Raw genomic sequence first — 22402 nt, 5'->3', positions numbered from 1 at the left:
GCTCTCGACCCGCTCCAGCCATCCGAAGGACGAGCCCCGGACTTCAATCCGGGCGGATTCGCCGTCCCAGCGACAAAGGCCTCCCCAGAAAACCCAATCCGAAGTCCTCTTGCGAAAAATACCGTGAATCCCCTCCCCCGGATGTCGCACGGAAACTTAGGCCCGAAAGCGGCGCCACCCGGCCTCGCATCCGGAGTGCACGGAGCCCCACCTTCTGGGCCATTTCTCAGGCCTTTACATTAAGAAAGGAATCAAAATGCCTGCCGCCCCCAAAACCATCTGCATTTTGGCCAACCTGCTTTTGCTGACCTCCATCGCGTCGCTTCTCGCCGACACGCCTAAGGAAAGTTCGCCCATCGCTTCCAAGGATGAATCAACCTCACCGGAAGCCGCCCGTCTCAAAGATGCCCCTGCCCGGATTGATGACATCGCCTCCGAGCTCACCTATATCAAAGACAACGCCACGGTTGACTATCGGCCGATCCCCCTTAGCGCACAGGAGATCAGCGCGCGGGCTGCGAACAATCCCAAGGCCGACGGCGCGCTGTTAATGTCGCAGCTCGATCTTAACGTCCCAGCCGGCGACGACCCCGCCGCCCCCAACTTCTACTTCTACCACGGTCAGCCTATCCCTCTTGAACTCCATGCCGATCGTCTCGCCATTCGCACCGCTGAAGGCGTCGATCTCAGTCAGGCCTCCAACCGCACGGAGCAGACAATCGGCCTCGCAATCACCGCGACTGAGCCCACCGGCGTTGACCGACTGAGCTTTGTCAAACTCTCCCGCCCCCTCACGGACTGCACCGACGCGAAAGCGAAAATTGAATCGGCCGTTCAAACCGGCCGCGTCGAGTTCGCCTCGCCAGTCTTCAAGAGCCCGCTCATTCCTGACGGATGGATCATCATCGCACCGGACATCCTCGTTCGATTCAAAGCGCAGCACGCAGCCCGTGCGGCGGGTGCACTCGCCGAACTGGCGCAAGATTTCCAGATCAAAGAGCAGAATTTCGGCGGGATGCAGGGCGCCTTTCGCCTCAGCGGCACGCCGAAAAACGGCTTCGACGTACTCGCCGCAGCCAATCGGCTGGCCCAGGACCCGCGCGTCAAATGGGCCGAGCCGGAAATGACTTTCTCCGGGCTGAGCGATATATATCCCAACGATACAGAATTCGGCAGCCTCTGGGGAATTGAAAATACCGGCCAGGGGATCAACGGGACCTGGGGCACCAACGACATGGACATGGACGGTAATGAGGCGTGGAACATCACCCGCGGCAACAGCGGCGTGCAGGTCCTCGTGATTGACACCGGCGTCCAGCAGGACCATCCCGACATCAACCAGAACGCGGGCCGCGACTTCACCACCGGCGCAGCCGACGGCATCGCCGGCGGCGGGCCTGCCAACGCATGCGACAATCACGGAACCGCCGTGGCGGGATGCATCTCCGCGCGGTTCAATAATTCATTGGGCGTTGTCGGCATTGCCCCGCTCTGTCGTGTCGTGTCGGCGAGGTGCATGATCGCCAACACACCGACCTGCGGACCCGGTTGGACGACCAACAATACATGGACGGTCAATGCCCTGAACTGGGCCGTCAACAACAGCATAGAAATCACCAACAACAGCAACGCATACGGCGCGAGTTCCACCGCGATCGACGACGCCTATCTGAACGCCTACGAAAACGGCCTCACGCATTTCGCCTCCACCGGCAACAGCGGCGCGGCATCCATTGCCTATCCGGCGTCCGCCGACACCGTCAACGCCGTCGGAAACTTGACCCAGACCGGAGCCCGAAACGCCTCCAGCCAATACGGCACAGGAATCGACTTCTCCGCACCGGGAACAAACATCCGCACCACCGATCGCACCGGCTCAGCCGGCTACGACACGACCGGCGACTACGCCTGGGTGAATGGAACCTCCTTCGCATCGCCCTACGCTGCGGGCGTCGCGGCCCTGGTCAAAGTCGCCCACCCGGCTTGGAACCCCATCAATATCGAAACCGCGATGAAGTCCGGCGCGACCGACCTGGGCTCGTACAGTTACGACACAACCTTTGGCTGGGGATTGGTCAACGCTCATCGTTCAATCACTATCTTTGGCCCCGTCAACGATGAATGCACCGATCCCATCGTCATCCCCGGGACCTCTTACAACCCCGGTTCGATCTTCACATACAACGCGACGATTTCCGATTACTTCGAACCCGCGGAATCCTGCGAAGCTGGCAACGTCGGCGTCAGCAACTCGGTCTGGTACAGCTACACCCCGCCGGCCAACGGAACAATCGACGTGAATACGTGGGGTTCCAACTATGACACGGTCGTCTCGGTGTTTGACGGTTGCGGCATTTACATCGGGACGCTTCCCATCTGGTTCCCCAATCAGCTCGCCTGCAACGATGACATCAACGGCACCCTTCAGTCGGAAATTCTCGGCGTTCCGGTCAATGGCGGGCAGGAGTACAAGATCAAGGTGTCCGATTACAACACCGCCTCCGGCGGCGGCGAACTCTTCTTCGACCTTTATTTCCACTACGGCGCCCCGGCGAACGACTCGTGCCTGAATCGCACGCCCATCCCCGGCTCGCCCGGCACCAATCACATGCCGGCGGTCTATACCGGAGCCGCGACGGTCTCTCCGGGAACATGCACGGAACTGTGGGAGTACGGCTGTGGCCATCCGGACGGAAACAGCAACTCGGTCTATTACAGCTTTGTTCCGACGACCAGCGGAAGCCTCACCGTCGACACGTTCGGCAGTAACTACGATACGGTGCTGATGGTCGTCGATGGCGCCGGCTTCTCGAATCCCTGCGGCGAGTACTGGCAGGGACGCGACGGGCCGATCTGCGTGAATCCCATTGACTTCGGATACTACGTCTGCAACGACGACTCAGGCGGCGTTTATTATTATCAGTCGCTCATCTCAAACTATCCGGTCAACGCCGGCTGGCCCTACGTCATCAAGGTCTCCGACTACAACCCAATCTCCGGCGGCGGCTGGCTGTACCTGAATACGACGTTGGTCGCCGCGCCGATCGCGGGAGATGTCAATGGAGACGGCGCCCTAAACGTCTCAGACATTCCCTTTATGGTCGATGCCCAGATCGACCCCGGCAATTGCCCCGGCTGCAACATTGGACTGGCCGACATGAACGGAGATGCCGCCGTCAATGGGATGGACCTTCAACCGTTCGTCAATGCACTCATGGGTAACTGATGGGACTCGCGTTGTCCTGACAATAAAGTTCAGCGGCCGGTCACGCGGCTGGTCACGCGGTTGGCGACGTCGGCTCCGGTCTGACAAGCGCCACCAGCCGCAAACCAGGCTTGGGCTCGAATGGCTTGTCAGCGGTGATGATCCGTAGTTTCTCGTCATCCGTTACGACAAAAAGCGGCAGGGCATCGTCGCCGTACATCTTCTTGAAGTCCGCAAAGTTGAAGGCGTCGCTGAGTTTGGTCGATTTCAGCACATCGCCGCGGCCGATTCTCTCGTCGAGGGTCGCGTAGGTCGCCTCATCGGCGAACAACAGGCGGCCGTGAACCTGACTGCCCAGTCCATCCTTACCCTCCTTGGCGGCTTTGGGGGAGATCTGAAAAACACCCGCCGCGCCGAACACACGAAGAAACCGCTGTCCGGCGAGTACATTGATGGGGTCATTCGGCGTCATGGCCATTATTCGGCCTATGCCGGAGAGGTCCAGCTCATCCAGAATGTGCTCTCGGAACACGCTGCCTGGGTACGTCGGCGTACCCTGAAGCCGCGCGGCCGAGACGTTCTGCGGATTGTTGTCGATGATGACGACGCGATAGCCCAGCTCGCGAAGCGTCACTGCGACGGCTCGCGCGAATCGGTGTCCGCCGAGCAGGAGCACACCCTGGGGATCCTGCTCCGACAGTTTAAGGCGCTTGGCCATGTACGGGGCGGTGAATCCGTAGAACAGAACCGTTGTAACGATGACCGTAAACGTAAGCGGACCGAGCATGCGCGCCTGGGCGTATCCTTTTTGCTCCAGGTCGAGCGCAAAAATGGAAGCCACGGATGCCGCCACGATGCCGCGCGGCGCCATGAACACCAGAAACAATCGCTCGCCTCGACTGAGCGTTGATCCCAGCGTGGATACAAATACCGACAGAGGTCGAGCAATAACGATCAGGATGCCTACAAAAGCCAATGCCCCGAAGCCGATGTCTTTGAAGTCGTCGAATTTGAGCCGCGCGCTCAGGAGAATAAAGAGCGCGGAAATCAACATGACGCGCAGGTTCTCCTTGAACTCCACAATATGACGTACGTCCGCCGCCTTCTGATTCGCGAGGACGATGCCCATCAAGGTAACCGTGAACAAACCCGACTCATGCTGGACGTAATTGGAGGCCGTGAACAATGCCACAACGAGCATCATGGCGATGGAGTTTTGAAGGTACTCGGGCGCCCAGTAGTGTTTGATCGTGATGATCATCAGCCATGCCGCGAAAGCGCCGAGCCCTCCGCCGACGACGACGGTCTTGAGAATGGCGATTCCAAGCATCTGTGTCGAGGCGCGCCCGGTGTGCTGACTGAGGACGACTTCGAAAATAAGAACCGCCAGCAACGCGCCGATCGGGTCGATCACGATGCCTTCCCATTTAAGGACCGTGCTGACCGACCCCTTCGGGCGAATGTGGCGCAAGAGCGGAAGAATCACGGTGGGTCCCGTGACGGTAAGGATGCCGCCGAGCAGCAGCGCGAGGGCCCAGTCCAGACCAATCAGCCACCGCGCGGCAAGGGTCGCGATCGCGCCGGTTATCACGAGTCCTACCGTGACGAGATTTCGAACTATCTTGCCCTTGCCCTTGAGTTCACCGAAATTCAGTGAGAGCCCGCCCTCGAACAGGATGAGCGCAACCGAGATGGCGACGAACGGCCTGAGCAGCTTTCCGAATAGATCGTCGGGATTAACCAACTGACTGACCGGACCGGCGACGAATCCGACGATCAGCAGGAGCAGAATCGAAGGCAACCGCACGCGCCAGGCGATCCACTGAGCCGCTCCGCCCAGAACGATCACGCTCGCCAGGCTGACCAGCATGGACGTCGAGGAACTCGCGAGAATGTACCCATCATATATCAGCATGAGCCGCATTCTCCGACGGATTCATGGGGGCGTCCAGCACGCCGCAAGCGTTGGTCGCGCACCCCGCCTCGCCGCGGACTTGTCAATCCGCTGGCGCGCCGGTAAACGTTACGCTGGTTGCTCCATCCGCGTGCCGGTCAGCGCCGTCGCAGGGTAGTCATTCATGCAATTACTGGTATTTGAAGACGCCGGATTCCAATCGCACCTCCCGCTGGTCTATTCTCGCTGCACCTTTAATCTCCGCTGCGGCTTCGACAATCTGCTCTCAAAGATCGAAAAGGCCACAAAGCTGACCGCCGATGCACTTTTCGTCCGCCCCTCCCTCGCCGCCGTCATCGCCGAACGCCAACCCAGACGCGTCAATCAGCCGGCCACCGGCGACGATCAACTCTGGGTCAACGGGCGATTCCTCATGCGCGCGGCGTTCGACATTCCCAAGGGCGCCGCCGTGTGGATGGGCGATGCGCTCGTCGCCGGCAGGTTCGATCGAGTCATCGGCGCGCGTCTGACGCTTGATGTTCTTCTCAATCCGGCGAAATTGAAAGAATTACTGGCGGCCTGCCCCACCGAGCAGCTCCCCCCCGAATCGGGCGTGCTCATCGAACACCCCTGGCAGCTCATCAAAGAAAACGCCGCCGAAATCATCCGGCAGTGCGGCCTGACGCCGATGGACCTCGCTGGTCGCATTGCTGATGGCGCGCACCTTGTAAATGGAAGCGCCATTCACGTCGGCGCCGGCAGCAGCATCAAGCCGGGCAGCGTCCTGGACGCTGAATCCGGTCCGATCTACATCGGCGAAAACGTGACCGTTCACGCCTGCGCAGTCATTCAGGGCCCCTGTTACATCGGCGACGGCTGCACCATTCAGCCCGGCGCGGCCATCCGCGGCGGATGCAGCATCGGCATGGTCTGCAAGATCGGCGGCGAGGTGGAAGGAACAATCTTCCACGGATACTCGAACAAGCAGCACGACGGCTTCATCGGCCACTCCTACATCGGTGAATGGGTCAATCTTGGCGCTGACACCGTCGGCAGCGACTTGAAGAACACGTACGGCCCGGTCCGAGTCCCGATCAACGGGACGCCCATCGACACCGGCGAGATGTTTGTCGGCGCATTCATCGGCGATCATACCAAGACCGCCATCCGCACCACGCTCCCCACCGGTTGCGTTATCGGCTACGCGTGCAACGTGGCGCTCAGCGGATTCGTCCCCAGCTTCGTCCCCAGCTTCTCCTGGCTGACCGACAAGGGGCTTCAGACAAATGACCCGCAAAAGGCCCTGGCCGTCGCGCGAACGGTTGTGGGCCGCCGCAATCGCACATATTCAAAAGCCGAGCAATCGCTCTTTCTCGCCATCCAACAAAGCGCTTCTGAAATCGAAAACACCCCCTGAATGAAGAAGCCCCGAGCGAGTGCCCGGGGCCTTTCATGAAGCACTTAAATGTCATCGCGAATTGCGATGCGCGAGACGGACGCCTATTGACCGGACCCCGACTCGTAAGACGCCGGCTCGACCTGGCCATTCGGGTCGTAATTGTCAGTCGCCGTCTGGTTGTACACCGGCTGACTCTGCCCAGCCCCGGGCTTGGCGATCAGGTAATAAAGCTTGCCCTCGCTATAGGTAAAGCCCGCGTTCTTGCCCGCCTCATCGCCGACGCCCATGTAAATGTCCGTCCGGCCCGGGGCACGAATCGCCGCGCCGCGATCCTGGTCACAGGCAAAACCCCGCAGCGGCCGCATCGACTCACCCGGCACCAGCGGCACCCGTGTATCGAGAAACGTCAGGGCTCCGCGCGGGAAAATCTCCTTGTCAGTGGCGATGCTGTGGAACGGCGTCACCCGCTCGGCCAGGCAACCGTATGGGCCGCCGCTCGACTCCTGGAAGAAGACGTACCGCTTGTTCTGGAAAAGATAGTAATCCAGATCCTCCGGGTGGCTCTTGAAGTGGTTGATCATCGTATCGAGCGAAAGCCGGAATCGTTCGATCTTCCCATCGGCGATGAGCTGCTTGCCGATCGGCGTGTACTGCTGGCCGTTGTGACCCGCGTACCCGATCTCATGCAGCGTGCCGTCGGGCAATCGAATAAACCCCGAGCCCTGCACCGTAAACACATAAGCCTCGAACCGATCCGAAAGCCAGGCGATTTCCTGTCCGTCGAGCATGTGGCTCGTCTCAATCTCCTCGCGCGAATGCCACGGACCGCCGATCGGGTTGCCCTCCCCGTCCTTCTTCAGGTCCGACGGCAGTCGATAAAGCGGAACATTGAATTGATCAGTACGCGTGAGGCTCCCCTCAAAGATCGGTGAATAATAGCCGGTAAACAGAACCGTGCCCTCGTCATCGCAGCCGATCGACATGTACACGTCGAAGTTGTCGCGAATCAGTTCATCCAGGACCTCGGGCGTGTTCGCCTGATCGAGCACGGTCAGGAAGAGCTTCAAGCTCTCCATCACCTGCTCATGCGTAATCGGGCCCAGCGGATAGTACTTCTTGCTCGACGGCTTGTTCAGGTAGCGAATACTCCCCTCGACGGCGTCGCGCATCGCTGTCCCCTTCGCCTTGTACCACCCCTCGCCGAACTTCGGATACTGAGAAGGGTCGATCTTGCGAAGCGCGAATGCGCCCGGCGGCAGCGGCCTGTCGTAGTCTTTCTGAATATCAACAAGCGGAAGTGGTTCCGGCTTCGAGCAGCCGATCAAAGACAACGTCACGAACGAGCTAATTGCGACGAAGAGCAGACGCGAAGACATGAATGCGACTCCTTTCAACAAGGCCGGCGCCGGTTCCATTCCGGCGAAAATACCCCCTGATCGCGGGGAACGAACCCGGAATCTAACCCAATTCATGCGGGGATTGCAATGCTGCCTCCCTTTCAGGCTCGGATCGTCAAATCCGGGACCTGACGGGACAGAGATGGAAATCATGATATGCGGCCCGCTGGCTTGAAAACCTTGGACCGATCAGGAGATAGGAGATTTGGAAGACCCGTGGGGTCTTCCGGTGGCTTCCGAACCCCTCCGGAAAGCACCTGTTTCGATCGACCCTTTTCGTCAGAGTCGCAATCGTCCGCTACGTTTGCGAGGGCCGCTAGGGGGCTGACCGTGAGGCCGTAACAGCTTCCGGGCTATCAGTGCCCTGAATGAGCTTGAGCTTCTCCAGATTCCCGTTCAGCGTGATGCACCCGCACTTTCCGCACATCCTCGCGCTGACCGCGATATCGGCCGTTCGGAACGTCATGAACTTCACGTCGTAGGGTCGGAAGTTGATCGTACCCGTTGACTGCATCGTGCCCGAGACCAGATCGGCGTTGCCACAGCTTAGACAGCACGGCGTATTCATGACGAACTCCTCAATGCGATGCTCAATATCGGTACCGCCGAGCGCAGGCGCTCGTAACCCCAAATCGGACGGCGCAGCGGCCGGGTTTAGAAGGGTTTGGCTGACTTCGATGGATCCGCAATCCCTCGGCCGCGAACTCGGCCGAAACGTGCGTTATTGAGACGCTGTACCCCGCTTGTCGGCCGGCGGAGAAAGAAGCAGCACCCCGGACTCAAGTAGTCGCAAAAGCGCCTCAAAGAACTCCGCAAATGCGGACTGCTCGTCGAGCGCTTTATCACCCGCTCTCAATTCAAGGTACGCTGCGGCGAAGTCATTGATCTCAATCCCCCGGTCGCGCGGAAGTCGCAGAAGGCTTTCAAACTCAACCGCCGCGAGATCCACCCAGCGAGTCATCAACGATTCCGGTTCCCGCCCACATGCCGCCCTGCACAAAGTCGCCGCCGGCGCCGGCAGCGGATCGGAAATCGTTCCGTCCTTGCGATACCGATGCACCATATTCGCAATGTCGTAATGAAAACTACGGACGACGACATACGCCGGCAAAACAATGCGGCGCATCATCAGTTCCTCGACCGACAGCGCAACGAGTGACACTGCGACCTGCGGTGTGAATCGCTCGTGAGCCACATCCTCTGCGTAGAACACGTCCAGCTCAGACCGCTCAAACTCGACAAGTTCCTCGAGCCCTCCCCAAACTCCCAGCCAGTCCGCCCGCTCGGCGCGAATGAAGTCCGCGAAATCGGCGGCCAGTCGGCGCTGTGAACTGCTCTTCCACGGTCGAAAGCGATGCAGGTCGCGGACCATTTCAAAGTCCGCCAACCTGGGCGGACGGCCATCTCCACCGGCAGCGCGAATTCGATGAATCCCCTCAAATGAAACGGGAAAGACCCACTCCAGCGTCGATCGCTCGCCCGCGAAGATAAGATCGGTATAGGTCGAGAGTCGCCCCGGCGGAATGGACGCAAGATCGTCAAGCTGCTCTGCGGATAGCCGGGTAAACCTCACCTCCAGCGATGATCGGCGTTCTTCCGCTGATAAATCCGCAAGACAGTCATCCAGAATCAGTTCGCGAATCGCAGAAAGGAAGTCCGACAAGGCCATGATTTCAGTTTCTCGTTGTCGAATGGACCACGTCGTCCATCAGTTGCTGAGCCATGTCCGCCTCCTGAATCAACCTCGCAAGTGACGGAATCTCGGCGTCCCATTCCACCAGCGCCGACATCGGACCGGTGCGCCGAATGACCTCGCGATACAGCGCCCACGTCTCATCGCTGACCGGCTTGGCGTGCGTATCCAGCAGGACCTCGCCGTTCTCCTCAAACCCCGCCAGATGCAACTGCACAACCCGCTCCATCGGTATCGCATCCAGAAACGCGACCGGGTCGTATCCCTGGTTCCTGGAATTGAGTACGACGTTCGAGACGTCAAGCAGCAGCCCGCAATCCGCTGCCTCCAGAATTGACGTGATAAACTCCGACTCGCTCATCTGTGATCGCGAAGGCGCCATGTAATAAGTCACGTTCTCCAACAGAAACGGGCGCTCCAGCACATCCTGAACAATCCGAACCCGCGAAGCGACGTTGCGCACCGCCTCCTCCGTAAACGGCAGCGGGATAAGGTCGTTGAGATTCACATGATCGACCATCGTGAAGCAAAGATGATCGCTGTACCACGGGCTCTTGCATTGGTCGCAGAATTCCCGAAGCCGCCCGAGGTGCTCCATGTCCAACGGATCGGTGCTGCCGATTGAGAGCCCCACACCGTGCCCGACGAGCCGATGCGTCTCTGCGATCCGCCGAAGCGACTCCGCCACGAAACCGCCGCGGCCGATGAAGTTCTCCGGGATGACCTCAAACCACTTCACCCGCGGGCGTCGCTCGATGATCTCGGTGAAATGCTGCCGCCGCAGACCGATGCCTGCGCCGAGTCGCGGAAGCGCTTTAAGTTCTTGAACGCTCATGTGCGGGGCTCTTGAAAGAGATTACGGGGCACTGTCAGAATCAAAAAAGCCGGGCCGCCACGCTTGAGTCACGCGACGGCCCGTATCAGTTTCTATCTGGCGAATAGATGTGTCAAAGAGCCGAAGACTACTTCGACTCGCCGCCGCACTTCTTGTCGCCACCGCACTTCTTGTCGCCGCCGCACTTCTTATCGCCGGAGCAGCTCTTCTCGCCCTTGCAGCAGGTGCCGGTGTCGCTGCAGCACTTGTTCTGCTCGGCGCAGCCGCCGCTCGTCGCGATCATGCTGCCGCCGCCGATGAGCGCCGCAACCGCCGTCGCCTTGATCCCGCCGAACGCAAGCTTCTTCATCTTCATCTCGTTCGTTCCTTTCAATGGGGTTTATGAAACAAGACCGGCTCGTCAACCTGCCGGCCGCAATACTCTCAGTATTCAATGATTCCGATCCGGCGACCTTCTCCGGACGCACTATTCATGAATCATCGGACAGCGCCGATTCGTTGCTCCCGGAGCCGGCGATTCTTGCCGAAGGGTTTTGATGTTCCGTTTATCCCGAACTTGCGAGCATTATTGAGCATCGGTCGTAATCGTCAACCCAAACGGCCAATGTCCCCGGACTGCCCCGCCAAGGCTCCAAGGACCGGAAACAAGGTCGCACAAAGGGCCTTTTTCGAATTGGATGTAGGGCACTGGACGGGAGTTACATTTCCCCCCACTTGACCGGGGCTCTTTCAAACCCAATACTTGATTTAAGCTGCAATCCTCGCCGATTGAGGCCCACAGCCGACATGGTCGGGACCGCCTCTGCCTCCGCAGGAGGGGTACGGAGTTATGAGCGTGCTTCCCAGATCATTCCGATCATCACTATTCCTCGCCTGCGCGATCGCCGGCTGTGTTCCAGGCGTCGGCCTGCCCCCAGGTCTTCAGCCGGGCAGCTCCTTTCAGACCGCTACCATCGTCACACTCGATGCCAACGGAAAGGCGTCGATCAGCGGCAACATCACCGGAAACAAGGTAGACGTCCTCGACCTCGGCCCCATGGCGCCGGGCGATCGAGTTATCGTCACCGTAAAGCCTTCCGCCGGCAGCTCGCTCGATCCGGTCGCCGCCCTCTTCGACGCCAATCAGGAGCTCTTCGCCCTCAATGACGACGTCGACTTCGAGGCCGGCATGATCGACTCGGCAATCAACGACGTCGTCGTGACGGCAACAGTCAGATTCTTTTTTGCCATCACAAGATTCCCCCTCGGCAGCCAGGAAGGCGCCTACGACGCCACCGTCGAAGTGATCCGCGGCCAGGCCATGCCCACTCCGCCGGCCCAGGTGCTTCTGCTGAACTTCGCGGGCGGCAGCGTGACGATTCCCGGCGAAGGCACCATCAATGTGAACGCCTTCGACGCCGCCGAGATCGACATTGCTTATGACGGCCAGACGGCTGTGATCAAGGCGAAAATCATCGAAATCGTCAAGGCCGCCTTTGCCACGACGGGAATTCAAGTCGTCACCTCCGACGACGCCAACCCGCCCGCTCATCCGTTCAGCACGATCCTCTTCGGCGGCTTCAGTCCGACCAAGTTCGGCGTCGCTCAGGATGTCGATTCCGGCAACCAGGATCTATGCGACGACGGCATCGTCTTCACCGAAAACTTCGACAAGCCCTTCGCCATGCAGCCCTCCGTCGAAGGAATCGGCGTCGCCATCGGCAACGTCGCGGCTCACGAGGCCGGACACCTGCTCGGCCTCAATCATGTCGCCGACATCACCGACCTCATGGACACCACCGGATCGGCAAGCACCCTGCTCGCAAATCAGATCTTCAAGACCTCGCGCCTCGCCAGTTCCGTGTTCCCCATCGGCCTCCAGAACGGTCCGGCAATGCTCAACCGAGTCATTCCCTCGCCCTGACAACCGCATAATCCATCGCTTCACCCAAAAAAGAACGCCGGATGAGTCGTCTCACCCGGCGTTCAAAAAATTATCGTCGCATCGCCCGTCGCGGGATGATGCCGTGACTCACTTCGCGCAGCACGCGCTCGCGCAGTTACCCCAACCGGCCTTGCAGCACGGCTTCATCCGGCACAGCTTCTGCGTCTTGCCTTCGTGGCTGATCTCCAGGCAGTCGCCGCTGACCTTCGCCACATATTCCCGCTTCGACTCCTTCGTACACAGCATGAGCTTCTCACCCTGCATCATGTAGCAACCCGCCATCGCGTGCGTCTTGCCGCCGCCGTAATCGGCGCTCGCCGCAAAGGTCCCGTCCTGACAAAACGCCACGGCCGCGATCGGGTGCTCCGGGCCTGCCGGGCCGCTGGCCTGCCAGGTCCCTGCGAGAGGCGCGGCGCAACCCACAAGCAGCGCAGCCCCCATCAATACCGGAATGATTCGTTTCAACATGACCGATCCTCCATTTGCCTTCGCCGCACATCGGGCTACGCGCCCCTCGTCACGGCATGAGTTTGTCATCGAACTGTGCCGTCGTGCACCGGCCGGCCTTCCGCGCTCGCGTCCGCTGTACTTCCCGACCACCCGGGCACCGTCCGCAAGTCTCTCGTCGCAGCCTGTGACCGCGAGAGTATCGGGCCGGATTGAACAAAAAGCAGCAATACAATAATCGTGCAAATAACCACACAGGTCCGCAGACCCATGCACGGAGAGGCGACGATTCGCCTTCCCGCGTCCGAGATCGGCCGCAAATAAAGCGCCGCGATGATCCTCAGGTAATAGGCCGCCGCGATCGCCGAGTTCAAGACGCCCACTATGACGAGTACCAGCATCGCGCCCTCGCGCGGCGTGTCGGCATTGCTCGACAAGGCGGCACTGAAAACGTAAAGCTTCCCGAAGAATCCGCCGGTCGGAGGCAGGCCCATCAAGCTGAGCACGCAGACCGCCAGCGCCAGCGATCCCCACGGATGTCGAGTCGCCACGCCGGCCAGATCGTCCAGCGTCTCGGCTGCGTCCTCTTCTCCCTCGCCCGGCTTGCGGAACATCGAGAGCACCGCAAACGCGCCGAGGTTCATCACCGCATAAATCGCCATATAAAAGAGAACGGCCGTCAATCCGCTCGACAGCGGCCCGGCCGACGGATTCGTCGGCGAGCCCGGCCCGGCCAATAGGCCGACCAGCATGTAGCCCGAATGGGCCACGCTCGAATACGCCAGCATCCGCTTCACGTTGTGCTGCATGAGGGCAAGCGTGTTCCCGACGAGCATCGTCGCGGCCGCCATGACCCAGATCAACCAGAACAACCCCTCGCCATAGTGCCAACCCGTGAGCGACAGCACCCGCGCGAGGGCCAGGATGCCGGCGAACTTGGGCACGAATCCCAGCATGCCGGTGACGACGTGCGCCGCCCCCTGATAGACATCCGCGACATAAAAATGAAGCGGAACCGCCGCCAGCTTGAATGCCAGGCCCGCGATCGCCAACAGGAGGCCGAGTACAAAGAACGGATCAGTCGCATTCGAAGGCAATTGGACGAAGGCGGCGATCGACGGGACATCGGACTCGGTGGCAAACATCGTCGTCGTTCCGGTCGCCCCGTAAAGGAAACTAAATCCGTAAAGCGTGATGGCCGCGGCAAATGTGCCGAGGAAAAAGTACTTGCCCGTGGCCTCCTGCGCCCGGATGTCGCGCCGCGAGAGACCGATCAGGATGTAAGTCGGAACACTCACCAGCTCCAGCGCCAGAAACAACAGCACCAGGTCGTTCGCGACGGCGACCAGCGAGATCCCCGCCAATGAAAAAAGCATTAGACTGAAAAACTCGGCCCGCTCGTTCGGCTCGGGCACGTGTCGAAAGGATAGCAGGATGAGCAGCCCCACACCGAGCGACAAAGCTCTCGCATAATAGACCAGCGAATCATCGCGCAGCCCGGCAACAAGGCCCGCACCGACCGGCGTGGTCCATGACCACCACAGCGCCAGCCCCGCCGTCAGCATCGACAATACAAACGCCACCGACGAAGTCGCCCGCGGCGGCGCCAATCCCGTCAGCAATATGACAATCCCACCGACGATCAGAATGATCTCCGGCTGGAGACTGTGCAGCATCGAAAGGCCGTCTGGAATCATCGCACGGCCTCCACGATGACCTCGTTCGAGTCCGCCAGCGAAGCGACCGCGCCGTCGGTTGTCTCAGCGCCCGTCGCAACTGCCTCGGCCACCGGAACAACCCGCGCGAGCACCGCACGGTCAAGCGATGGTCGCATCAACTCCAGCGCCGGCTTCGGATACACACCGAGAAAAAGGCACGCCGCCGCCAACGGAACAAGGATGCCGATCTCGCGAGGGGTCAAGTCCTGCGTCAGTCCGGTCGAGGAATCAAAACCGTGCTCCGGCTCCTTTTCCGGGCCGAACAGCAAGCGACCGACCATGTACAGCATGTAGATGGCCCCGAGCAGGATGCCCGTCGCCGCCGGAACGGCAAAAGCGATGCCCAGCGGCCCCTTGAAGCCGGGGATGATGAACTTTTCGGAGGTGAACGTTCCGAGCAGAACGAGAAACTCGCTGACAAAGCCGTTAAGCCCCGGCAGCCCAATGCTTGCCAAGGTGAAGAACAGCAGAAAGAACGCCATGATCGGCATCTTCCTCGCCAGTCCGCCGATCTTGTCGAATTCGCGTGTGTGATAACGCTCGTAAACCATGCCGACGATAAAGAACAACGCCCCCGTCGAAAGACCGTGGTTCACCATGTACATCAGCGAGCCGGAGAGCCCCGCCATCTGCAGACTGAACATGCCCAAAAGGCAAAAGCCCAGGTGAGAAACGGACGAATACGCGACCAGCTTCTTCATGTCGCGCTGCACCCATGCCGCCAGCGCCCCGTAAATAATCCCCACCACCGCCAGAACGCCGATGACCGGCGCGAGCTCAATGCTCGCCTGCGGAAGCATCGGCAGGCTCAGTCGCATGAACCCGTAAGTGCCCAGCTTCAGCAGGACCGCCGCGAGTATCACCGAACCCGCGGTCGGCGCTTCGGTGTGGGCCAATGGCAACCACGTATGCATCGGAAACAGCGGCACTTTAATCGCAAAGCCCGCAAAAAAGGCGACAAACAGCCACCATTGGGCATCCATCGAAAGCGCGCCCTGTGCGGCCAGCGCATAGAGGCGTTCAAGGTCGAACGAAAACTCCTGCACACCGCCGACCACCATCGTCGACGCCTTCCAGCCGAGATAGAGCACGCCGGCAAACGTGAGCATCGAGCCCGACAGCGTGTAAATGAAAAACATGTCGGCGGCCTTCTGCCGCTGCGTGCTGCCCCAGATGCCGATCAGAAAGTAAAGCGGAATCAGCGTGAACTCGAAGAAGATATAAAAGAGGAGAAGGTCGCGCGCACAAAAGACACCCAGCATCGCTCCGTGCAGCAGCAGCAGCAGCGCGTAATACTCGCGGTGCCGCGTCTGAATCCCGGTGAAGCTCCCCCAGATGGCCAAAGGCGTCAGGACGGCGACCAGAAGAAGCAGGGGCATGCTGATGCCGTCCACTCCCAGGAAATACTGAATCTTCAGCGGAATCGACTCCGCCTCGTCTCCGCCGACCACCCAATCAGCCCGTTCCGTGAGAAAATATCCGCCAAGGTCGGAGCGATCGCTCATCCTGGCGTCGACAAAGAAAAGCATGGCCAGCATCGCCAGACCGAGCGTCAGCAGCGATGCGCCAAACGCGAAGCGTCGCACCGCCGCCCCGTCCCACTTTGTCCGCGAATAAACAACCGCCGCGGCAATGACCGGAAGGAAGATCATCACCGAGAGGATGTGCCGGCCGAACCATGTGTCCACGAGATAGAGCATGATCAAAAAACAGTCCTGTTCGTCCTTCGCCCCGGCTAAGCCGCGACGAGCATCCACCAGAGCGCCACAACCACACCCACGATCATCCCCAGGGCATATCCCTGCATGGCGCCATGCTGCCACTGCCGGAGGCCAAAGCCGATGCTACGCGGCACAAGCGTGATCAACCACAAAATGGTGTTGATGAAATAACTATCGAGGTCGTAGCAGAGATCGCCGAGCCGCCGCAACGGCCGCACAATGGCCGCGTCGTACAACTCGTCCACGTAATACTTGTTATAGAGCAGCCGATAGACCGGCCCCGACACCAGCGCAATGGCCATCGGAATCGTCGGCCGACGCCGATAGAAGTAATACGCCGTGGCAATTCCCCAGAACGACAGCCCCGCCGACACATACATCAGCCAATGCCCGCCGTGCGAAGTACCATGCGCCGCCGCTTCCGCGGAACGAGCATAAAGAATCGAAAGAAACTGATGGAAGCGACCGTGCGGCTCGAAGAAGCCAAACGCCCCGCCTGAATGCATTGTCACGCCGACATATCCCGCGAACACCGCCCCAATCGATAACAGCATCAGCGGAGCCGTAATCCATAACCCGGACTCATGCGCGTGCTCCACGCCCTTCGGCAATCGCACCTGTCCGTAGAACGCCATGTAAATCATGCGAAACGTATAGAACGCAGTGAGCCATCCGGTCGCCAGACCGACATACGCCAAATACGGCATGTCGCTCTCCAGCGCCGCATGAATGATCTCATCCTTGCTCCAGAATCCCGCGAGAAGCGGGAACCCCGCCAACGACAGCCCGCCGATCAAGAACGTGATATGCGTGATCGGCATGCCCTTCCGCAATCCGCCGAATCGCCGAATGTCAATCGTCCCCGCCATCGCGTGCATCACGCTTCCGGCTCCGAGGAACAGCAGCGCCTTGAAGAAGGCATGCGTATACAGGTGGAAGATCGACGACTCGTAAGCCCCGACCCCCAGCCCGAGAAACATGTAGCCAAGCTGGCTGAGCGTCGAATATGCGAGGATGCGCTTCATGTCGAATTGCGTCAGCGCGATCGTCGCCGCGAAAAACGCCGTCGCCGCCCCAAGTGTCGCCACGATCCACTGTGCATAAGGCGCCGCCGAGAAGATGACGTGGCACCGCGCCACCATGTACACCCCCGCCGTCACCATCGTCGCCGCATGGATCAGCGCCGACACCGGCGTCGGGCCCTCCATCGCATCCGGCAGCCAGACGTGCAGCGGAAGCTGAGCGCTTTTTCCGATCGCCCCGCAGAAGAGCAAAAGGGCTATCGTCGTGACCCGCGACACCTCAAGTGAGCCGTCGGCCAGCCCCATCTGCACCTTTGTGAAAACGTGCGAATATTCCAGCGTATCGAAGGTGTAATAGATCAGAAAGATTCCGAGCCCGAATCCGAAGTCGCCGATCCGATTGACGATGAACGCCTTCTTCGCGGCGGCGGCAGCCAAAGGTTTCTGATAGTAAAACCCGATGAGCAGATAACTGGAAAGCCCGACCAGTTCCCACCCGAGATACAGCACCAGGAAGTTGCCCGCCAGCACCAGCACCGACATCGAAAAAACGAAAATCGCCATGCAGGCGAAGAATCGCTCGTAGCCCCGCTCGGCGTGACCGTGATGATCGCGCATGTACTCCTTGGAATAGATGATCACAAGAAGCGAGATCGTCAGCACCGTGAGCAGCATGATGCAGGTCAGCGGGTCCACGCGAAACGTGACGTTCAGCCACGACGTCGCATTGACCATCAGCCAGTCATATACCTTGAATGAACTGAAGACCTGCTGCTTACCTGATGCGCAGCCCTCCTCGATCGTAAGGAAGACTTGTTGAGTGAGCTTGGCGGACAGCCCCAGCGCCGCGGCCACCGGCAGAATCACCAGCCAATGCGACTGAGAGCGAAGCCCGCGCAGGCCGATCAGCCCGACGAGCACCGCCCCGGCCAGCGGCAGCAGAGGTATCCAGATGGCGAGAGTTTGTTGATCCACGAATTCCACTCGCAGCCGCACTTCTTCGGCCGCACGATTAAAGACGGCGCCGCGCTAACCGCGCATCGCGCGCCACTCCTGAGCATCCAGCGTCCCGCGCCGACGATACAGCATCACCACTATGGCGAGTCCCAGACCGGCCTCAACCGCGGCAATCACCAGCACAAACAACCCGAAGGCCTGTCCCATCAGGTTGCCCCGCGCCAATCCCATCGCCACCAGATTCACCAAAACGCCCTGAAACATCACCTCGGTACTGAGAAACATGATGATCAGGTTTCGCCGGGTCAGAAACCCGACGACGCCGATCCCGAACAGGGCCGCGCCGACCACCATCAATGCCGTTGAGGTTGCCATATTCCGAGTGCTTCTACCTTAATCTCGATAATCCCTGTGCCACTTGTCTCACTAAAACGGTGGAACGCTCCGCCCGATCTCTCCCGGCGCCGTCATCGGTGCGCCGTCGTCGGCATGAGGGATTCGCTTCCGCGCCAGGGCGATCGCCCCGACCATCGCCATCGTCAACAACAAACCGGCAAGCTCCACGCTCACCGCAAAATCCGTCATCAGGACTCGGCCGAGCTCCAGCGTATTGGAGCTCGCCGCTGCCGTCGCCTCCGCGACCTCGCCATACGGCTTCCAGTCGTAACCGACTATCACGCCGGCGATCGTCCCGACCAGCACGAATCCCGCCAGGACCGCCGCCATCGGTTCTCGGGCATCGCGGTCGTAGTGCATGGCCTGCGCAAACATCCCGCCGGTCTGCGGCGACGTCTGTTGCGCCAGCATGATGACAAAGACGTATGTGACCAGAATCGCCCCGGCATAGACGATCACCAGGGCCGCGCCCAGAAACTCCGCCCCGACCAGCACCAGCATTGCCGCCGTGCTGAGCACCACCAGTATGAAAAAGATCGCCGAGAAGACCGGCCGCGGGTGCGTCACGACACGAATCGCGCCCCCCAGCGCCAGCACCGAAAGCACGTAGAGATAAACCCGTTGGGCACTATCGCCGAGGACCCGCGCGAGCAGCAGCAGGAAGGCGCCGAACGCCACGGCGAGCAGGGTCCCGACCACGCCCCGTCGGGACGGCCGTCCATCCTTGGGCAGAGCCCAATAGACAGCAAGCGCCCCGAGGGCCGAAACGGCATACGCGGCATAAACCAGGGACACGCCCACTCACAACACCTCACAGAATGACATCACCTTACCGGGCCGTAGATTATGGCGAACCGGCCCCGAGAAGCAATGCCGAATGAATGTGTCTATTTCACAACGTAAAACAGGGGAAATATCCTGAGTGAAAAGCCCTGATGTCCGATTCGCGGCGGCCCGTGTTCGCCGCGGGATTCTCGCCTTACAATTCGCTCCCTGAATTCACCCGGAGATTTGCAAGCCCATGGCGATTCACTCGACCGCGATCATCGATCAACAAGCCGTCGTTCCGCCGTCCTGCGACATCGGCCCCCATGCCGTCATCGAGGGACCGGTCAAGCTCGGCGAGAATGTGAAAGTCTATCCCAACGCCTACATCTCCGGCTGGACGGAGATCGGCGACAACGTGCAGATTCATCCCGGCGCCGTGGTCGGTCATCTGCCGCAGGATTTCCATTTCGGCGGGGAGCGCTCCTACTGCCGCGTCGGCAAGGGCACCATCATCCGCGAGTTCGCCTCGATCCATCGCGGCACGCAGCCGGAGAGCTGGACCATCATCGGAGAGAACTGCTTCATCCTCGGTTACGCCCACATCGGACACAACTGCGAACTGGGCAACGGCGTGAAGCTCTACAACTGCGCCGCTCTGTCCGGGCACGTGATTGTCGGCGACAACGCCATCATCAGCGGCTACTCACTGGTCCATCAGTTCGCCCGCATCGGCGAGTTCGTCATGGTCGGCGGCGGCACGCGACTCGGCAAAGACGTGCCGCCGTATTTGAAGGCCCTTTACGAGTCGCAGTGCGCCGGGCACAACGCCATCGGTCTTCGCCGCTCCGGCCAGTTTTCCGGCGACGAGATTCTCGAAGTCCGCCAGAGCTATCGCACCCTCTATCGCTCGGGCCAGCCGTGGCGAAAGGCCGTCGAGCAACTCGCCGGACAAGTGAAGACCAAGACCGGCAAGCGCATCCTTGAGTTCTGCCAGTCGCCCTCCAAGCTCGGCTTCGCCGGCGGCTGGAAGGTGCAGGACGATCAACCCGACGACGGCGACGAATGATCGCCCGGCTGCTCGAGCTCGGGGGATAACGGAATCGGCTTGTTAGCCTCTGCCGATTCTCGGCGGGGAATTTCCACTTTCGGAATTTGCGATTTCGGCGGATCGACCGGCGGCGGGCCTGCGCCGTGCGCGTCGAATCCAATATCATCAAATCCCGAGCGCCGGCGCCGCATGCCGTGAATGACGAACATCATTCCGGCCGCGGTGAGATAACCGCCGGCGATGCGATAGCCGCGGAACATGAACGTCCCCTCCGGCACGTCGAGATACGCGTTCGTCTCCTTGAAGCGATCTTCGGTCCGCTGCCAGACGAGCAGTTCGCGCGGCGTGTATTCGTAGGGCCCGGGCTGCACGCGATAGGCATGATGGAAGCCCAGCAGCGTCACGACCCCGGCGATGATGCACCAGATCGCCGCCGTCTTAAATTGCCGGTCGATCAGAAACGCCGTGATCGCCGAGATGAGCATACCGGTGATGACAAAGCCGCTGTTTGCTCCCGCCAATGCATAGACCCCGATGGGCCACCACGAATCGGTTCGCCGCGCCGCGTCTTCCAGCGCCGCGCCGTGAGCGTTGATCATCGGGAGTATCCCGCCCTCTGCGCCGACGCCGGCGAGAATCTGCGGCATCAGCAGCACCGCCATCATCGCCACGGCCGGGAAGAAACCGAGGGCCACCGCCGGATAGTGCTTTGTCGGCGTCGCCTCGTAGCTCTGTGCCGCGATCATGACACCGATGTAGAGCACGATGGCCATGCCCGCCTCCATGGGGATGGCGCTGACGATCAGCATCCCCAGGCCCAATAGGAACACGACCGTGAAGAAGACGCCGTTGAGGATGGAGTAACCGCAGCGCGCCCCCAGCGCCTTCCAGCCGGGGTGGCCGATGTAGATCGTCGTCGGGAAGCAGCTCCCGAAGAGGCCCGCGGCGATCGAGCCGATGCCGTTGACCGCCATGCATGGACCGGTCGAGAACTTGTCGCCCGCCGCCTCGGCCGACTCGATGTTCTGCAGCGAACCAATCGCGTTGATCAGCCCCATCGGCACGATGACGCCGAGGAACGACCACAACAGCGTGGTGTCCTGGCGGATAAAATCCCATATCTCGCGCCCGAAGTAGTGCGGCAGGAAGAGCGCCTCGGAGATCGACGACGTCCGAAGTTCATTGAACGTCTTGCCCACGCCGGACAGCGCCGTCCTCACCGCGTCGCCGCTCATCATCGTCGGGCCCAGACCGGGAATCAGCGGCACCGTCCACGCAAGAAGCGTCCCGACTCCCAGCGCCGCGAGCCCGCTCGGCATGCCCATCGGGAAGCGCACACGGGCAAAGTAGCCGATCAGCACGATGAACAGCGGCACGATCGCCACCAGCGGACGCTCGAAGATCTGAAAGGCGAACGGACTGGCGATGAAGATGATCCCGATGGCCGCCAGGGCAGAGAGAAGCGCCGCGCGCGGCGTCACCCGCCGCACCCAGCCGCCGACGAATGCACAAAAGAACTCGATCGCCCCGCTGCCGATGCAGGCGACGAGGCCGATCTTCCACGCCACCTCGCCGGCCTGCTCCGGGCCGAGTTCGCCGAGATACCGCTGATAGACCGGGGCGAGGATGAAAAGGATGTAGGCGAAGACGCTCGGCGTATTGATCCCGTAGGGCAGGGCCGTGCAGGATGCATTCTTGTCGCGCTTGGCGACGCGCCGGGCGTGCAGGGCGTAGTAGATGTTGCCGATCAGCAGGCTGACGGCGATGCCGGGCATCACGCGGCGGAAAAGCAGGTCGTCGGTGAACCCGCAAAGCCCCTTGCAGAGGGCGACGATCACGAGCACCTGGACCAGGTTATCGACGGCCAGGCCGAAAAATCCGTCGAGGTCGCCTTTGACGAACCACTTATATCGCTTCATGGCCTCTTCCTCGTGGGTGCAGAGGTTCCGGCGCGCAGTCGCCCCGGCCCTGATTTGGC

General features: G+C 60.7%; 17 protein-coding genes. 4 read left to right on the top strand and 13 right to left on the bottom strand.

Annotated features, from left to right (window positions below; all coding sequences use genetic code 11):
* Positions 1-256: 256 nt before the first annotated feature.
* Entirely contained in the window at positions 257-3226 is a 2970-nt protein-coding gene (locus HS101_13115) for a S8 family serine peptidase (protein MBE7507203.1), read from the top strand.
* Positions 3227-3278: 52 nt separating this feature from the next.
* Here the strand turns inward: HS101_13115 and HS101_13110 are convergent, their stop codons facing one another.
* On the bottom strand, positions 3279-5120 hold the full coding sequence (locus HS101_13110; GenBank protein ID MBE7507202.1) for a sodium:proton antiporter: 1842 nt from the start codon (positions 5118-5120) through the stop codon (positions 3279-3281).
* A 163-nt stretch (positions 5121-5283) separates the two neighbouring features.
* Between HS101_13110 and HS101_13105 the strand changes: the two genes are divergently transcribed.
* Positions 5284-6516: a hypothetical protein gene (locus tag HS101_13105; protein MBE7507201.1), complete on the top strand. Its 1233-nt coding sequence runs from the start codon at positions 5284-5286 to the stop codon at positions 6514-6516.
* 83 nt (positions 6517-6599) lie between these two features.
* Here HS101_13105 and HS101_13100 read toward each other — a convergent pair whose 3' ends face one another.
* The 5 genes from HS101_13100 to HS101_13080 all read right to left on the bottom strand — a co-directional run bounded on the left by HS101_13100 (position 6600) and on the right by HS101_13080 (position 10778).
* Entirely contained in the window at positions 6600-7874 is a 1275-nt protein-coding gene (locus HS101_13100) for an MltA domain-containing protein (protein ID MBE7507200.1), read from the bottom strand.
* A 337-nt stretch (positions 7875-8211) separates the two neighbouring features.
* Positions 8212-8463 (bottom strand): hypothetical protein, encoded by a 252-nt coding sequence (locus HS101_13095; protein ID MBE7507199.1) that lies wholly within the window; start codon positions 8461-8463, stop codon positions 8212-8214.
* Between the two features lie 153 nt (positions 8464-8616).
* Positions 8617-9564 (bottom strand): hypothetical protein, encoded by a 948-nt coding sequence (locus HS101_13090; GenBank protein MBE7507198.1) that lies wholly within the window; start codon positions 9562-9564, stop codon positions 8617-8619.
* 4 nt (positions 9565-9568) lie between these two features.
* Positions 9569-10423: a DUF692 domain-containing protein gene (locus tag HS101_13085; protein ID MBE7507197.1), complete on the bottom strand. Its 855-nt coding sequence runs from the start codon at positions 10421-10423 to the stop codon at positions 9569-9571.
* Between the two features lie 127 nt (positions 10424-10550).
* Positions 10551-10778: a hypothetical protein gene (locus HS101_13080; GenBank protein ID MBE7507196.1), complete on the bottom strand. Its 228-nt coding sequence runs from the start codon at positions 10776-10778 to the stop codon at positions 10551-10553.
* Between the two features lie 480 nt (positions 10779-11258).
* Between HS101_13080 and HS101_13075 the strand changes: the two genes are divergently transcribed.
* The gene (locus HS101_13075; protein ID MBE7507195.1) at positions 11259-12326 is read left to right on the top strand and encodes a hypothetical protein; all 1068 of its coding nucleotides are present in this window, start codon (positions 11259-11261) and stop codon (positions 12324-12326) included.
* Positions 12327-12434: 108 nt separating this feature from the next.
* Here HS101_13075 and HS101_13070 read toward each other — a convergent pair whose 3' ends face one another.
* From HS101_13070 to HS101_13045, 6 genes are all read right to left on the bottom strand, one after another.
* Positions 12435-12815 (bottom strand): hypothetical protein, encoded by a 381-nt coding sequence (locus HS101_13070; protein ID MBE7507194.1) that lies wholly within the window; start codon positions 12813-12815, stop codon positions 12435-12437.
* Positions 12816-12880: 65 nt separating this feature from the next.
* Complete coding sequence (locus tag HS101_13065) at positions 12881-14491, bottom strand: NADH-quinone oxidoreductase subunit N (GenBank protein MBE7507193.1); 1611 nt, start codon at positions 14489-14491, stop codon at positions 12881-12883.
* A complete protein-coding gene (locus tag HS101_13060) occupies positions 14488-16212 on the bottom strand; it encodes an NADH-quinone oxidoreductase subunit M (GenBank protein ID MBE7507192.1) in 1725 nt (574 codons plus the stop codon). The genes HS101_13065 and HS101_13060 overlap by 4 nt, the downstream gene beginning before the upstream one ends.
* A gap of 35 nt (positions 16213-16247) precedes the next feature.
* Positions 16248-18209, bottom strand: a complete 1962-nt coding sequence (nuoL, locus tag HS101_13055) for an NADH-quinone oxidoreductase subunit L (protein MBE7507191.1) — start codon at positions 18207-18209, stop codon at positions 16248-16250.
* Positions 18210-18284: 75 nt separating this feature from the next.
* The gene (nuoK, locus tag HS101_13050; protein ID MBE7507190.1) at positions 18285-18587 is read right to left on the bottom strand and encodes an NADH-quinone oxidoreductase subunit NuoK; all 303 of its coding nucleotides are present in this window, start codon (positions 18585-18587) and stop codon (positions 18285-18287) included.
* Positions 18588-18638: 51 nt separating this feature from the next.
* Entirely contained in the window at positions 18639-19409 is a 771-nt protein-coding gene (locus HS101_13045; GenBank protein ID MBE7507189.1) for an NADH-quinone oxidoreductase subunit J, read from the bottom strand.
* Between the two features lie 220 nt (positions 19410-19629).
* Between HS101_13045 and lpxA the strand changes: the two genes are divergently transcribed.
* Positions 19630-20442: an acyl-ACP--UDP-N-acetylglucosamine O-acyltransferase gene (gene lpxA, locus HS101_13040; protein MBE7507188.1), complete on the top strand. Its 813-nt coding sequence runs from the start codon at positions 19630-19632 to the stop codon at positions 20440-20442.
* On the opposite strand, the gene HS101_13035 is transcribed toward lpxA, so the two are convergent.
* Entirely contained in the window at positions 20418-22343 is a 1926-nt protein-coding gene (locus HS101_13035) for an NCS2 family permease (GenBank protein ID MBE7507187.1), read from the bottom strand. The genes lpxA and HS101_13035 overlap by 25 nt on opposite strands.
* Between the last annotated feature and the right edge of the window lie 59 nt (positions 22344-22402).

This window comes from Planctomycetia bacterium (assembly GCA_015075745.1).
Taxonomy (GTDB): domain Bacteria; phylum Planctomycetota; class Phycisphaerae; order UBA1845; family UTPLA1; genus UTPLA1.
This window is presented reverse-complemented; position numbering and strand designations above follow the sequence as displayed.